Source organism: Slackia sp. (assembly GCF_977041755.1).
Genome location: NZ_CDRRGL010000041.1, coordinates 1 through 15,303 on the forward strand (window position 1 = coordinate 1; position 15,303 = coordinate 15,303).

10 protein-coding genes are annotated in these 15,303 nt (G+C 54.1%); 2 read left to right on the top strand and 8 right to left on the bottom strand.

Features of this window, described 5'->3' with window-relative positions; translation table 11 throughout:
• On the top strand, nucleotides 1-2,314 hold a 2,314-nt coding region (locus tag ACWI8T_RS04665), incomplete at its 5' end, for an ABC transporter permease (RefSeq protein ID WP_449138120.1).
• A gap of 162 nt (nucleotides 2,315-2,476) precedes the next feature.
• Here the strand turns inward: ACWI8T_RS04665 and ACWI8T_RS04670 are convergent.
• The gene (locus ACWI8T_RS04670; RefSeq protein ID WP_449138121.1) at nucleotides 2,477-4,099 is read right to left on the bottom strand and encodes an FAD-dependent oxidoreductase; all 1,623 of its coding nucleotides are present in this window, start codon (nucleotides 4,097-4,099) and stop codon (nucleotides 2,477-2,479) included.
• 226 nt (nucleotides 4,100-4,325) lie between these two features.
• Between ACWI8T_RS04670 and ACWI8T_RS04675 the strand changes: the two genes are divergently transcribed.
• On the top strand, nucleotides 4,326-5,216 hold the full coding sequence (locus tag ACWI8T_RS04675; protein ID WP_449138122.1) for a LysR family transcriptional regulator: 891 nt from the start codon (nucleotides 4,326-4,328) through the stop codon (nucleotides 5,214-5,216).
• A 339-nt stretch (nucleotides 5,217-5,555) separates the two neighbouring features.
• On the opposite strand, the gene galE is transcribed toward ACWI8T_RS04675, so the two are convergent.
• The 7 genes from galE to ACWI8T_RS04710 form a co-directional block, all read right to left on the bottom strand.
• Nucleotides 5,556-6,623 carry a UDP-glucose 4-epimerase GalE gene (galE, locus tag ACWI8T_RS04680; protein WP_449138123.1) on the bottom strand — a complete coding sequence of 356 codons (1,068 nt, stop codon included), beginning with the start codon at nucleotides 6,621-6,623 and terminating at the stop codon, nucleotides 5,556-5,558.
• 157 nt (nucleotides 6,624-6,780) lie between these two features.
• Nucleotides 6,781-7,941 carry a pyridoxal phosphate-dependent aminotransferase gene (locus ACWI8T_RS04685; protein ID WP_449138124.1) on the bottom strand — a complete coding sequence of 387 codons (1,161 nt, stop codon included), beginning with the start codon at nucleotides 7,939-7,941 and terminating at the stop codon, nucleotides 6,781-6,783.
• Between the two features lie 269 nt (nucleotides 7,942-8,210).
• Nucleotides 8,211-9,554 carry a citrate/2-methylcitrate synthase gene (locus tag ACWI8T_RS04690; RefSeq protein ID WP_449138125.1) on the bottom strand — a complete coding sequence of 448 codons (1,344 nt, stop codon included), beginning with the start codon at nucleotides 9,552-9,554 and terminating at the stop codon, nucleotides 8,211-8,213.
• Nucleotides 9,555-9,724: 170 nt separating this feature from the next.
• Complete coding sequence (locus ACWI8T_RS04695) at nucleotides 9,725-11,005, bottom strand: DUF1015 domain-containing protein (protein ID WP_449138126.1); 1,281 nt, start codon at nucleotides 11,003-11,005, stop codon at nucleotides 9,725-9,727.
• A 183-nt stretch (nucleotides 11,006-11,188) separates the two neighbouring features.
• Nucleotides 11,189-12,352: a phosphoglycerate dehydrogenase gene (locus ACWI8T_RS04700; protein WP_449138127.1), complete on the bottom strand. Its 1,164-nt coding sequence runs from the start codon at nucleotides 12,350-12,352 to the stop codon at nucleotides 11,189-11,191.
• Nucleotides 12,353-12,615: 263 nt separating this feature from the next.
• Nucleotides 12,616-13,716, bottom strand: coding sequence for a 3-phosphoserine/phosphohydroxythreonine transaminase (serC, locus tag ACWI8T_RS04705; RefSeq protein WP_449138128.1), 1,101 nt, complete (start codon nucleotides 13,714-13,716; stop codon nucleotides 12,616-12,618).
• A 454-nt stretch (nucleotides 13,717-14,170) separates the two neighbouring features.
• On the bottom strand, nucleotides 14,171-15,303 hold a 1,133-nt coding region (locus ACWI8T_RS04710; RefSeq protein WP_449138129.1), incomplete at its 5' end, for an NRAMP family divalent metal transporter.

Genomic DNA, 15,303 nt, shown 5'->3' on the forward strand with positions numbered 1-15,303 from the left:
AAACGATGCGACCGCTTCGAGCGATTCGGGCAAGCCGGTGCATGAATCGAAAATGATCACAGGCATGTTCTCGAGCATCGGAAGCAACGACCTCGCATCGCTGAAAGAGTATTTCGACAACGGCAGCACCGACATCGACAGCTACGTGAATTCAATCGAATACGGCTATAGCGTCACTCCGCAGATTTTCAATTCAAACACCGACGACGGCGTACACCAGGTAAACCCCGATAAGTCGTTCGCGAGCGTGGGATTAGGCGCATCGAGCAACGGCATCATGTCGTCGATGATGAGCACGAACATTTTCTACAAGCTGCCCGCGAACATGAGCCAGGTCGATAACCAATACGACGTCGTCGCGGGCCATTGGCCTGAAAATTACGACGAGGTCGTAGCAGTGCTCACACCGAACGGCAACGTGAGCGATTTCATGCTGTACTCCATGGGTTTGCGCGACCATAAGGAACTCGAAGAAATGGTGCGCGAATTCGCCAACGAGGAAGAAGTACAGGTACCCGACAACACGCTCGACCTCGACTACGACGACCTCATGAATGTGGAGTTCAAGCTCGTCAATGGCGCCGATTTCTATCAGTACGACAGCGATTACCAAGTTTGGAAAAACAAGAGCAGCGATGCCGACTACATGAAAAGTTTGGTCGACCATGGCGAAACGCTTAAGGTATGCGGCGTAGTGAAGCCGAAAGAGGGCGAGAAAATTACTTCGCTTTCAACGGGCCTGTATTACTCGAACGATTTGATCAACCACCTCATTGATGAGGCGAGCGACAAACAAATCGTAAAGGATCAGCAGGCAGACCCCGCAACCAATGTGATTACAGGCAAATCGTTCGCCGAAGAAGAAGACGAAGCGAAAGATGGCAATGGATTCGATATGTCGAGCCTGTTCACAATTGACGGCGAAAAGCTGCAGAGCGCGTTCACGTTTGACGAAAGCGCGCTGGCCGCAGGTCTCTCGAACGCCGACCTCTCGAGCAGCATGGATTTGTCGGGGGCCAGTATCGACTTGTCCAACATGCCAGCATTCGATGCTTCGGGCGTTCAAATCGACCCAAGCAAGATTGACATGAGCCAGTTAAACCTCGACTTCAGCAATATCAAGCTCAACTTCGATGGCACCCAGCCCGATATCAAAACCGATGTTCTAACCCGAGGCGTCATGGATATCATGGGCGCGTACCCCTCTTGGCTCCAGGAGCAAATCAAGGGCGACCACCCTGAATACGCCACCGATCAAAAAGCGGCAGTTGAGGCGTATCTCGCAGACCCCATCACGAAAGCCGCCATAGAGAAGGCTATTGCCGACAGCATCGATTTCAGCGGTATGAGCGAACAAATCCAACAGCAGCTGCAAGAGCAGCTTTCACAACAACTACAAGCGCAGCTTCTACCCGCACTTTCTGCAGCTATTTCGCAGCAGTTGCAAGCGCAGCTTTCCGTCGCTATGCAGTCGTATATGCAAACAGCAATGACGCAGGTCATGATGCAATATGGAACAGCGATCCAAAACCAAGTCTCCTCCGCGATGACCACCTATATGTCCACCCTCTCGGCAAATATGTCAAAAGCTATGGGCATCGATGAGAGCGCTTTTGCCGACGCATTCCAAATGAATATGAACGAGCAGGAGCTTTCCGAGCTCATGGCGAGCCTCATGTCGACCGAGCAGAGCAGCTACGATAACAACATAAAGAAGTTCGGCTGGGCCGACTACGCGAAGCCGGCGAGCATCGACATTTACCCGAAGGATTTCGAAAGCAAGCAAAGCGTGATTGACATCCTCGATGGTTACAACGACAAAATGAACGCCACTGGCGACGAAGATAAAGTCGTGAGCTATACCGACATCGTGGGCGCACTCATGAGCAGCGTGACTACCATTGTGAATATGATCAGCTATGTATTGGTAGCGTTCGTCGCGATTTCGCTTGTGGTGAGTTCTATCATGATTGGCATCATCACCTACATCAGCGTGCTTGAACGCAAGAAAGAAATTGGCATTTTACGCTCGATTGGTGCGAGCAAGGGCGATATCAGCCGCGTATTCAACGCCGAAACCATCATCGTCGGTTTCGCGGCAGGCGTTATCGGCATCGGGCTTACAGCTCTGGCATGCATTCCCGCGAACGCGATTGTGTACTCGTTATTTGACGTGGAAAACGTCGCGATCCTGCCGTGGCAGGCTGCAATTGCCCTGGTCGGCATAAGCGTGTTGCTCACATTCTTGGCAGGCCTCATTCCTTCAAGCGCCGCCGCGAAGAAAGACCCGGTCGAAGCGTTAAGAAGCGAATAGGGGGCTCGCATCAATACCACCGATACGCAAGACCTCGGCCAATAATGTGCTAATGAAACAAGAAACCCGCAGATCGCACGACTGCGGGTTTCTTCTATATGCCCATCGAATAAAGGAAGGGCTCGATGGGGGCAAGGGAATCGCGAAGAAATATTTTCTCGACTATGCTTTCGCGGCAGATTCACCAGCCAGGTAGCCATGCGTTGCGGCCAGGCCATTCGAACCGCCGTGCAGCAATGTCTCATAGCTGGAACCAAAACGGTAGCCAACCGTATTGCCGGCGGCATACAAGCCAGGAATGGGGTCGCGATTTTCATCGAGCACTTGCAAGTTCTCGTTGCAGCGAACACCGCCGAGTGTGCAATAGAACAGATACGTCATCTTCCAGGCTTGGTACGGGCCGTCGTCAATCGGATCAAGATAGCGCTTGGCCTTCATGTAATCGGTGTCTTCGCCCTTCTCGCACATCTCGTTGTAGCGTTTCACCGTGGCAACCAAAGCGTCGGCGGGAACGTTGATCTTCTTGGCAAGCTCTTCAATGGAATCGGCTTCATAGTGTTCGGTCTTTTCAATATCGAACACCTGCGCCGCCTGTTCTTTGTTGTAGCCGAACGAAGAAGGCATGGCGAAATCGTTGGTCGGAATAATCTGCCACACATAATTGTCGTCGCCCGGAAGATCGGCAATCAGGTGAACGCTGGTCAGAAGCGACGTACATTCATTCATAAAACGCTCGCCCTTGCTGTCAACCAGCAAATAGGGGAACGAACGCCATGCGGTGGTCTGCCAAGAAGCGTAGCCGGAACGGTCTTCCATCTGGCCGCCGGCCCAGCACAGCATTTTATGGCCAAGGCCATCGTCCATAACTTCATCAACGGGGTCATCGCCCATATATGCGTTGTACGAGTTGTTCTCGAGGGCAAATTTCGCAAGCTCTGGCGAGAAGAAGCGATTCACCATAGCTTCGTTCGCGCCGAACGAGCCCGTGCACATGATGACGCCCTTACTGGCCTTGTAGTAAACCTTCTTATCGCCCTTGCTGGCAATAACGCCGGTCACTTTGCCGGAATCGTCTTTCACGATAACTTCGCCGCGCGTGTTGTAGTCGGTAATAACGCCCTCATCCTCAAGAAACTTGTGAATGTTGTGGGTGAAGTCGGTAAGGATGTCGGTTTTCTCGGAGAAAGCCACGCCCGTGGAAATATAGGAATTAATTTCCTGTGTGGGATCGGGGAAGATACCTTCCAAGCTCAGCGGCTGGTAATACTGGCCATAGGGTTCGCAGAAATCCTTCACCAGATTATCCAAAATTTCACCCGAACGGTTGCACCACACGGCATTGAGTTTCATGTCAGAGCGATACTGCGTGAGGTTGAACATCTGGTTCGCAACCTGCACCTTGTCGTATTTCGGCAAGCCTTGCGAAAGCTGGGTCTCGGAGTTCAAGAACGAGATGGTCATGCCGCCAATATGAGGTGCGCCATTGCGTTCGATGACGTTCACCTTAGCGCCATTTTTCACAGCGCCATACGCAGCCATGGAACCAGCAAGCGCAGAGCCAACGACCAAAACCTCAGTCTCGACCGTTTCATCGCACTGTTCCGGAGTCAAATCGGGCGCTTCACCCAGCCATGCCATAGGGTCGTATTCGGCGGAATCCTTCGCTTTCGCTTTGCTTTCGCTCGCCGAAGACGGCGAAGAGCACCCCGCCAAAGCGGCACCGCCCAAGCCAAGAGCGCTCGCAACCGCGCCGGCCTTCAAGAAATTACGCCTTGAGATATCCATGTTTCCCTCCTGTGGATTCCCTTGTTTGAACCGCCCTCCCTGGCGGCTCCCTCACCACGAATTCTGCGATGAACGACCCGAAAATGAAATCAACAGCTTTTTTATGTTTTGAAACAAACCGAGAATGCTCAAACACCTTGACCCCCAAGCGCCGGTGAGGGAACCTATTTAGAAGGCGCGGTTGGGGAGCCGCACCCATGCAATAAGCCTATGGGAGGGATGGCTTATGGATATCAAAGTTTGCCAGTATTTCACTACCCTTGCGCGCACGAAAAGCTATGCGAGGGCGGCTCGGGAACTTTTCCTTACAACACAAGGCCTTTCAACGGCAATCAAGCGATTAGAGGCAACTTTGGGCGTTCCTCTTATTGCAAACGAGTCGGGGGCGCTTGAGCTGACGGAATACGGAAAGCTCTTCTATCGTCGAGCGCGCACGATACATAACGAATATGACGTTATGCTTGACGAGATAGAGGCCCTGCAAAAACGCAAATCGGGCAATATTTCATTCGCCATTTCGACGGGGCTCACAAATTCGCTGCCGCATAACATCATCGATAAATTCAACGAGCAAAACTCCACGGGGACACGCGTCGAAATATCGCGCGATGTCGTGGACTACGATTGCGAAAGCAGCCTTTACGAGAAAACATGCGACTTCGCCTTGATCAACGACCCTATAGACCATACGATGTTTTCGTCGTTGCCCATTCTGAAGGACCGCATGCATTTAGTCGTGAAAAAGGATTGCCCTCTTGCGCAGAAAAGCATACTTCACGTGGCCGATCTAAACGGGCTCACCATCGCTTGCGTCACCCCCGGGGAATTCAGAACCAGCAGAAAGAACGATCCCATCATTCGCGAGGGAGCCCCTGAAGCGCAATTCATTTACACGACCGAGATGATTGCTGTATTGGAGGCCGCAATGCAAGGGCGCGCCGTGGCTCTCATGCCGCAACCCCACGCAACGCTTTTCGAGAAAGAAGGACTTATAGGCATTCCAGTCGAAGAACTCACCTGGGGTTTCGGCGTGGCATGGCGCACCGACCGAACTTTAAGCCCCCAAGACGAAGAATTCTTGGCATTCCTTAAGCAATACCAAAAGTTCTATTTTTAACGAACATTTATTCGATATTTTTGATATAGTTTGTCCGTCAGTGGTGTCCGCGTCTTGCGGGTTGCGCCTTCCTGAAAAGAAGGAGGCACCCAATGGATATCTTCAACGCAATCGCGGGGCTTTGCTCCATCTTTTCATTCGTGATGGGACTGTTCGATTTGTTCAGAAGGAAGCGGAGGAAGTCGAGAAAACAGAGAAGGCGGCTGGATTAACCAAACCGCCCTCAAAGTAACACCGGCGTCACCCGTAAGCTAGTCGCCTTTTACCCGAGTCAACTAGGCGGGCATCGCTGATGTATACATTATAACACGCACTGGACAAGCACGTCGAATTCCGCAGCTAATCGGCATACCCATTTGGGTTCATCGACTGCCAGCGCCACGAATCGGCACACATGCGATCGAGGTCGTATTCTGCAACCCAGCCGAATACGTCCTTGGCCTTCTGTGGGTCGGCATAGTTTTCCGCAACATCGCCTGCACGGCGCGGCTGAATATCAACGGGAAGCTCACGGCCGCATGCGCGGCTGAACGCCGCCACCACATCAAGCACACTCGAGCCTTTACCGGTGCCGAGGTTCACAACCTCAACGCCCGTCTTGCCATCCATCCAGTTGAGCGCCGCGACATGGCCGCGTGCCAAGTCAACCACGTGGATGTAATCGCGCACACCCGTGCCATCGGGCGTGGGATAATCGTTGCCGAACACGCGAACGGCCTTCATTTTGCCAATCGCGACCTGTGCGACATACGGCACGAGGTTATTCGGAATGCCCTTCGGGTCTTCGCCGATGAGGCCGGTTTCGTGCGCGCCAATGGGATTGAAGTAACGAAGCAGCACAACGTCCCATTCGGGGTCGGCGGTGTGCAGGTCGGTAAGAATCTGCTCAATCATCCATTTCGTCCAACCATAGGGGTTGGTGGCCGGTTTCTTCTCGGCAGTCTCGCTTAAAGGCACGCTGTCGGGTTCGCCATACACCGTGGCGCTCGAGCTGAACACAATGCGCTTGCAGCCATGCTTGCGCATGACGTCGCACAAAATGAGCGTGTTGGTGATGTTGTTGTAGTAGTACTCGAGCGGCTTTTCGACGCTCTCGCCCACGGCCTTGAACCCAGCGAAGTGAATAACGCCGTAAATATCATTCTCGGCAAAGATGCGCTCGAGCGCGTCGCGATTGAGCACATTGTCCTCGTAGAACTTCATTCGCTCGGAAGCACCCGCCGGAGCCTTGCCGTCGGCTTCTGCCTGCTTCACGATTTGAGCGATGCGATTAACGGCCTTCTCGCAGGAATTCGACAGGTCGTCGATAATGACCACGCCATAACCAGCCTGGAGCAACTCGACGCACGTATGGCTGCCAATAAAGCCAGCGCCGCCGGTGACCAGGATATTCTTAACATCAGACATATATGTCCCCTTCTTGGTTGGAAAACCGCCGAACGAAATCGCACGACAGCGTTACGCACAACCATCTCGATACGCGAGATTGTGAACGACGTTATTCTACACCGCATTTGAGGGAGCGGGCCCTATCCACGGGAAACCCGTTCCACTATACGGAACGCTATTCCAAGGTTTGGACAAAGGCCGCCAAGCGGTTCAATCCTTCTTCAAGGTTTTCCATGCTACAGCAATATGACAGACGCACGAACCCCTCGGCAGCAAAACAAGAACCGGGCACAAGCGCGACGCCCTTCTCTGCAATGAGACGCGTGCAGAATTCATCCGAAGACATGCCGAATTTCTCGATAGAGGGGAATACGTAGAAGGCGCCGTCGGGCTCGACGACATCCAAGCCGATTTCCCTCAAGCGGGCAAGCACATAGTCGCGGCGGCCGCGATACACTTCGCGCGCCGGTGCAGCGTCTTCCTTCAGCGCTCGAATCGCCGCGCGCTGCACAAACGAAGGAACCGACGACACCATATACTGATGCATTTTTGCGATTTGTGCCGAAATCGGAGCATCGGCCGCAACCCAACCAAGACGCCAACCAGTCATGGCGTACGGCTTCGAAAAGCTGTCGCATACGATAATGCGGTCGCGTAGTTCGCCATAGCAACTCGCAAAGCCAAGATGCACGCCTTCGTCGCTTTTGTACACGCCTTCGTAAACGAGACTCGTGTACACATCGTCGCAGATGACAAATATGTCATGAGCTTTTGCGAATTTCGCAACCGCATCCAAGGAACGCGGATTGAGCACGCAACCCGTGGGATTGTTCGGGGACGTGAGTACGATTGCCTTCGTGCGATCGGTTGCCGCCGCTTCAAGCTGCCCCAACGTGAGCTGGAATTTGGTTGGACGCGTGTCGACGGGAACGAACGTCGCGCGGTTCACCGAGATGATTGATTCGTACAAACCAAACGCCGGCGTGGGTACGAGTACTTCATCGCCAGGATTAAGAATGCTCGAAAGCGCCGCGAACAATGCCTCGGTCGCTCCGCAAGTCACGATGATTTCTTCTTCACCATAGGTAAGGTTGCGCTTTTCCATGTGAGCCGAAATCGCACGACGCAATTCCACCGTGCCGTTATTGGGCGGATAGTGCGTTTCGTTTGCAGCAAGAGATTTTGCAACTTCCTCCTTCACGACATCGGCGGTATTGCCGTCTGGTTCGCCGAGCGTAAGCAAAATGCACCCAGGCGTCTGCTTCGCGAAAGCCGTAATGCGACGAATACCCGAAGGTTGCAGTTGCGCGAGCGCGGTATTGGTGGTCAGGGCCATAAGATTCCTTCCGTACGCACATCTTCCAGCATTGTACGCGCCCTTTTCGCAGACACGACGAAGCCTTAAGAAAGAAATGGGCCGCCGAAGCGGCCTTTCTGGCAGAGAATTGCGGTTGTGAACGGTTGTTTTAGCGCCCTCGCATGCTTTCTGAATAGAGGCATGCATTTGAACTGGGGTTATGCGGAAGGCTTTTCAGAAAGCCCATTATTTCAAGTACGGAAATCGTTCACAACCGCAAATTCGTGCCGCAATTTAGTAAAAAGGGACTATTTTCGATCGGCGATGTCGACATACTCGCGCGCATGGCCCGTTTTCTTGAACGCGGGGCGCATAATACGCTTGCCCGAGACAATTTCCTCAAAACGGTGCGCGCTCCAGCCAGCCATGCGAGCGCTTGCAAACATCGGCGTGAGCAATTCGCGAGGAACGCCCAACGTGGAATACACGCAGCCACTGTAGAGGTCGACATTCGCGCAAATATCTTTGCTCTTGCCAGCCTCGGCGAGCAGCTGCGGCGCCAGGCGCTCGATAATCTCAAGCAAGCGGAATTCCGCTTCATGCTCGGTACCCACAACCAAACGCTCCGCATATTTATGAAGCAACTCAGCGCGCGGGTCGGAAAGCGTATACACCGCGTGACCCATGCCATAGATAAGACCCGTGCGATCGTATGCTTCTTTGCGAACGATTTTACGCAGGTAATCGGCCACTTGGCCTTCGTCGGTAATGTCGGCGACGTGCTGCTTGATGTCGTCGGTCATGCGAAGCGTGCGATTATTCGCGCCGCCATGGCGCGCACCCTTCAAGCTGCCGATTGCCGCGGCGTAAGCGGAATACGGGTCGGTATCGGCACTCGTAACAGCGCGGCAGGTAAACGTCGAGTTATTGCCGCCGCCGTGCTCAGCATGCAGCATAAGCATAATGTCGAGCGTTTTTGCCTCGGTGTCGGTAAATTGCCGATCGGGGCGCAGCATCGACAGAATAGTCTCGGCGGTCGACTGGCCGGGAATGTAGTGATGAATGAACATGGAGTCGCCGAAGAATTTATCGCGCATCACATGGTAAGAAAGCACCATGATGCGCGGAAGGCGCGAGAGCAGCATGATAGCCGTATCGATTTCATGCTCCGAGCTGCGGTTTTCCGCTTCATCATCGAAAGCGTAGAGCTGCAGCACCGCGCGGCTCATAGCATTCATCAAATCGCGCGTAGGCGGCTTCATAATATAATTCGCCGTGAATCCATCGGGCAGGTCGCGCTGGGCGGCGATGAGGTCGTTGAAGGTTTTCAGCTGCTCGGCCGTCGGAAGCTCGCCCGCCATAAGCAGGTATGCCGTTTCCTCGAAGCCGAAACGGTTTTCGGCAACAGCATGGTCGACCAAATCGGAAATGCTGTAGCCGCGATACGACAAGCGGCCGCGATCGGGAACTTTATCGCCCTCGGAAACAACGTAGCCATGCACGTTCGAGATATTCGTAACGCCAACCACAACGCCCGTACCGTCGGCATTGCGCAAGCCTCGCTTGATATCGTAAGTGGAGTAATAACACGGATCGATTGAATGGCATTTCTCAAAATCGGTGTAAAGCGGCAAGCTTTCCTTCATGAGCATCAACCCTCCCGACGCCAAAAGCGCCCACGATTTACTGTGAAAGAAAAGTGTATGACGAGCTTATCGCAGTTCAGACGGCCTTTCGGTAAACGAAATATACTTGTAACGCAGCGGTGCGTCGCTGCTTGGCCTCACGAATGGGAAAGCAGCGACAAGCTACCACGCCGCGATTAAATCAAATGAGCAAACAAACCGCTGCGAAGCTTCGGCTCAAACCATGTCGACTTCGGCGGCATAAGGCGACCGGCGTCGGCCACATTGAGCAGCTCGTCGATCGACGTGGGAAACATTGCAAACGCCACCGCGGGACCATCGCCGCTCGCATCGATGCGGTTCACCTTGCGCTCGAGCTCGCGCAAGCCACGAATTCCGCCCACGAACTCGATGCGCCCATCGGTGCGCGGATCGCCAATTCCCAGAATAGGCGCGAGCACCTTTTCCTGAAGAATCGAAACGTCGAGGCCTTCGACGGGGTCGCTGCTCTCGAATTCGGGTTTCACGCCAAGGCCGTACCATTCGCGGTCGAGATACATTCCCACAGCGCCTTTATCGATTGGCTCGAGCTGGGACTCTTGCTTATGGATAATCTCGAACGGGCCGTTTTCACCAGCGAGGGCGTTTAGGAATTCATCCTTGGTGAGACCGTTAAGGTCGCGCACCACGCGGTTGTAAGCAAGAATCGAAAGCTGCGACGCAGGGAAAAGCACGCTCATGAAGTAGTTGAATTCCTCGGTTCCGTCGTAACCCGGATTCGCCTCGCGGCGCGCCAAACCAACCTTCACGGCCGATGCCGCTCGATGATGTCCATCGGCAATATAGGCGCACGGCACCTTGGCGAACGCCGCGACCAAACCGGCATACGCTTGAGAACAGGCAGTTTCCTCCGACGCCGCTGCCATGCGCCATACACGGTGCGTAACGCCATCTTCACCGGCGAAATCGTAGAGCGGTGCGGTCTTCTTCACTGCCGCAACCAAAATATCGATTGCATCGGAATCGCGATACGTAAGGAAAATGGGGCCCGTTTGCGCATCGAGGGCATCGATATGGCGAATGCGATCGAGCTCCTTCTTCTCGAGCGTGTTCTCATGCTTCTTGATAACGTTTTCGAGATAGTCGTCAATCGCACAGCATGCCACGACACCCGTTTGCGAGCGCTCGTTCATCGTGAGCTCATACAGATAGAAACACGGCGCAGACTCGGTGACGAATGTGCCATCGGCGCGGCGAGCGTCGAAGAGCTCACGAGCTTTCGCATACACCTCGGGCGCATACATATCGACATCAGCCGGAAATTGCGTTTCGGGGCGATCAATGTTCAAGAAGGAGAGGGGCTCGCCGTCGACGGCAGCAACAGCCTCAACTCGATCGTACACGTCATAAGGAAGGGCTGCGACCTGGTCGGCGACACTTGCAGTTGGTCGAACAGCAGCAAACGGTTTAACAATCATGTTCTTTCCTTAGCAATGATCCAGGTCAAACAAATGTCAGCGAGCATGGGTTCTGGCGAGTGTAATTCGGGCGCGGCCGAGGCGAAGCATACTTCGGTACGCGAGCCGGGGCCAAAGCCCGAAACGTGCCGCCAGAACCCAGCGCAGCGTCGAGCAATTACGCCGTTCGTAGAACGGCGTAATTTATTTAATAACGCGCACGCGATAGATGCTCGGAATCTGCTTCAGGGCCTCGATGGTATCGTCGTCGAGATGCTCATCGGTATCGAACATAGTGTAGGCATTCTCGCCGGCGCTTTCATTCGTCATACGCTGCACATTGGCATTATCTCGAGCGAGCACTGCTGTAATTTGCCCGATCATATTCGGAACATTCGCATGCAGGCAAGCCACACGGCTCGCCGCACGTGCTTTGCCCATGGAGCAGGTGGGATAGTTTACCGAATTGGCAATATTGCCGTTCTCCAAGTAATCTTTAAGCTCGGAAATTGCCATATCGGCGCAATTCGCTTCAGCTTCGCCCGTGCCAGCACCCGAATGGGTGGTAATGAACGTGTTCGGCATAAGCACGGTTTTCTGAGTCGCGAAGTCGGTCGCAAACCATGCGATTTTGCCAGCACGCAGGGCGGCATCCACGGCATCCTCGTCAACAATGGTTTCGCGGGAATAGTTGATAAGCACGGCATCGGGAGCAAGCAGGTTCAGCTGCTCCTCGCCAATCATATGAATTGTGTCGGCCTTCGAGGGCACATGCAGCGTGAGGTAATCGCGGTCGCGGCACGCATCCTCGAGCGTCGATACGCGCTGAACCTTCTGGGAAAGCGCCCACGCATGCTCGACGGAGATAAACGGATCGTAGCCATACACATCCATCCCCAGATCGGCACAGGCATTGGCAACCTTCGAGCCCACGTTTCCCAAACCGATAACGGCAATGCTCTTGCCCTTCAGCTCGCGGCCGACGAATGCCTTCTTCGCCTTTTCCGCATTCACGAAAATATCGGGGTCGGCAGCGTTTTCGCGCACCCAATTCATCGATTGCACAACACCACGGCTCGAAAGCACGAGCATCGCCAAAACGAGCTCTTTTACGGCATTGGAGTTCGCGCCCGGCGAATTGAACACCACGACGCCCTTCTTAGCGTATTCCTCAATGGGAATATTGTTTACACCGGCGCCGCAACGCGCGATGGCGCGAATGCTTTCAGGCAGCTCATAGCCATGCAGGTCGGTCGAACGCATGAGAATCGCATCGGCTTTTTCGGCTTCGGTCACAAACTCGTAACCGTCGCCAAAGCTAACCCGGCCGTCTTTCGTGATGTCGTCAATGGTTTTGATATAGCGCATGGAAATCTCCTTTTAGATTATCGAACCCGCATGCCAAATTCAACGGAAGCCCTCGATTCCCGAAGACCGTGGCGACCCGTCGATTCCCTGGCAGATTCAAGGTTCGCATTACAACAATGATTATGTGTCGAGTATGACCACCCGCCAAGCGCCCGACCAGTCAAAGGGCGTTGGGCGCACGCCGAAAGGCGTACGCGGGTGTGCGAATCAAGCCTGGCAACGCCACGCTTGAGAAGAAAATGAATTTGGGGCGAGGTCTCGCCCTAGATAGATCGCGAACTCGCGGGGTTGCGCAATTCAAAGTCGCGCATGAAGTCTACGAGAGCCTGCACGCCCTCGATAGGCATGGCGTTGTAAATGCTCGCACGCATTCCGCCCACGCTGCGGTGACCCTTAATATTCTTCAGACCGGCAGCATCGGCTTCCGCGATGAATTTCGCATCGAGTTCGGTGTCGCCCGTAACGAACGGCACATTCATAAGCGAACGGTCTTCCTTGCGAGCGGTTCCATGGAACACATCGCTCTCGTCGAGCGCGTTATAAAGCAGCTGAGCCTTGGCTACATTGATGTCGCGCATGCCCTCAAGACCACCCTGGGCCTTAATCCACTTGAAAACTTTTCCGCATACGTAAATCGCGTAGCACGGCGGGGTGTTATACATGCTGCCACCGTCGACATGCGTTTTGTATTGCAACATCGTGGGAACGCTGGGCAAATCATCAGTGGGGATAAGGTCGTCGCGAACAATAGCAATCGTGACACCCGCAGGACCCACGTTCTTCTGAGCGCCACCATAAATGAGGCCGTACTTGGCCACATCGATAGGCTCGCTCAAAAAGCACGACGAAACATCGGACACCAGCGGCACGTCGCCCGTTTTGGGCAGCGCGTGGTATTTGGTGCCATAGATGGTCTCGTTTTCGCAGATATACACGTAATCGGCGTTCGGATTCACCTGCAGCTCGGCCACATTGGGCACATAGCTGAAATTGCCATCGGAAGAATCACCCAGAATACGGGCATCGCCAAAGCGCTTCGCTTCTTGGTAGGCCTTTTTGCTCCAAGAGCCGCTCACGATATACTCGGCAAAACCGCCGCGCATAAGATTCAGGGGCACCATGGCGAACTGCGTAGAACCGCCGCCCTGCAAGAACAGCACCTCATAGTTATCAGGGATACCCATGAGGTCGCGCAAATCGGCTTCAGCCTCTTCGATAATCGCCTTGAAAGCTGAAGATCGGTGGCTCATCTCCATTACCGACATACCGCAACCGCGATAATCGAGCATTTCTTCAGCAGCTTCACGAAGCACGCTCTCGGGCAGCACCGCGGGACCCGCGGAGAAGTTGTAAACCCTACCCATGTCGATGACCCCCTTTTCTTCAACGAGAGATTTTTAGCGTCTAAATACCATATTGTAGTTCAAATGCGAGCGAAACAGTGCACTTTATTTGGCTAGAGTGAAGAAATCACCGAATCATCCCGTTCCCCTGGGTATGGGACGGTGCGCCGATATGGCTCTGCGTTCATCCTTGCTCTTCATTTCAAAACGAAACGCAGCGAGGTGAGCGCATAGTGAGCCGAAGGCGAACGGTAGCGAACCTCCTCTTCGGCGCACCGTCCCACACCCAGGGAAACGAAAGGGATGAATGCGGCAAAAAAAATGAGAAAGCGAAGCCCAGGAACCCACCGAGATAAAAAACGTCACATAGCCCAGGTCCGCAAACTACGCGACATGGTGAATCCAAACGCCGGTCATCGCAGCCCCAGAATTATCCAAAAGAAAACGCCCCTGGGTTTCCAAGGGCGTTCCAGACCTATTCGATTCCGAGCACCTGCATCACAAGCAGCGCGACGGTGAGTATCGTAACGATGGCCACGGTGAACCAAATAAGACCCCGTCCCACAACGCCACTCGCATACTTTCCCATAATGCGCTTATCGGCTGCAATAAGAGCCATGAACACAAGCAGCACCGGCAGCACAACGCCATTGATAAACTGGGCAGTAAGCATGATATTCATAAGATTGAGACCCGGAATAAGCACCACAATCGCCGAGAACACGATGACGGAAGTGAAAATGCCCTTGAACATGGGCGCTTCCTTCCACGTGAAGTCGACGCCGGCTTCCCAACCGAACGCTTCGCAAATAACGAACGACGTCGTAAGCGGCAGCACGCACGCAGCCAGGAAACTCGCCGCGGTAAGGCCAGCCGCGAACAGGATTTGCGCGTATTCGCCCGCGAACGGGGCCAGCGCGGTAGCGGCATCTTGCGCGGAGCCAATCGAGATGCCCTGCGGATAGAGCACCGCGCCCGTGGTAACGATAATGAACCAGGCGACCAAGCAGGCAACAACCGTACCAGCCGCCACATCAACCTTCTGCAGGAACATTTCCTCATGGTCGGTTCCAACGCCTTTATCGACAACGTTGCTTTGTGCAAAAAACATCATCCACGGCGCAATGGTGGTACCAATCATCGAAATAACGAGCGAAATGAAATGCACGTTCGCAGGAATCTGCGGCACCACGGTAGCATGGGCAACATCGCCCCAGTTGGGACCAGCCAAAAACGCAGCAACGATGTACGTCACGAACACGAGGGAAATCGCGAGGAAAATCTTCTCGACGCTTTTATAGCTCCCTTTCACCACGAGCAGCCACACGATCACGGCGGAAATAGGCACGCTTACCCAGGTAGGCACGCCGAAAAGCCCCATGCCCGATGCAATACCGGCAAATTCGCTGAACGTCGTAGCGACGTTGCCAATAAGCAGCGCGCACATGGCGAACGCGGTAAGGCGAATGCCGAATCGCTCGCGAATAAGGGCGGCGAAGCCTTTGCCCGTTACCGCGCCCATGCGAGCAGCGGTCATTTGCACGACGAGCAATAGCACGCACATCACGGGGATAACCCAAAGCGTGGCATACCCGAAATCGGCACCTG

Bases quoted from the DNA above. Each gene is read 5' to 3' on its own strand.
- ACWI8T_RS04670 (WP_449138121.1), bottom strand. From the start codon at position 4,099: ATGGATATCTCAAGGCGTAATTTCTTGAAGGCCGGCGCGGTTGCGAGC.
- ACWI8T_RS04675 (WP_449138122.1), top strand. From the start codon at position 4,326: ATGGATATCAAAGTTTGCCAGTATTTCACTACCCTTGCGCGCACGAAA.
- galE (WP_449138123.1), bottom strand. From the start codon at position 6,623: ATGTCTGATGTTAAGAATATCCTGGTCACCGGCGGCGCTGGCTTTATT.
- ACWI8T_RS04685 (WP_449138124.1), bottom strand. From the start codon at position 7,941: ATGGCCCTGACCACCAATACCGCGCTCGCGCAACTGCAACCTTCGGGT.
- ACWI8T_RS04690 (WP_449138125.1), bottom strand. From the start codon at position 9,554: ATGCTCATGAAGGAAAGCTTGCCGCTTTACACCGATTTTGAGAAATGC.
- ACWI8T_RS04695 (WP_449138126.1), bottom strand. From the start codon at position 11,005: ATGATTGTTAAACCGTTTGCTGCTGTTCGACCAACTGCAAGTGTCGCC.
- ACWI8T_RS04700 (WP_449138127.1), bottom strand. From the start codon at position 12,352: ATGCGCTATATCAAAACCATTGACGACATCACGAAAGACGGCCGGGTT.
- serC (WP_449138128.1), bottom strand. From the start codon at position 13,716: ATGGGTAGGGTTTACAACTTCTCCGCGGGTCCCGCGGTGCTGCCCGAG.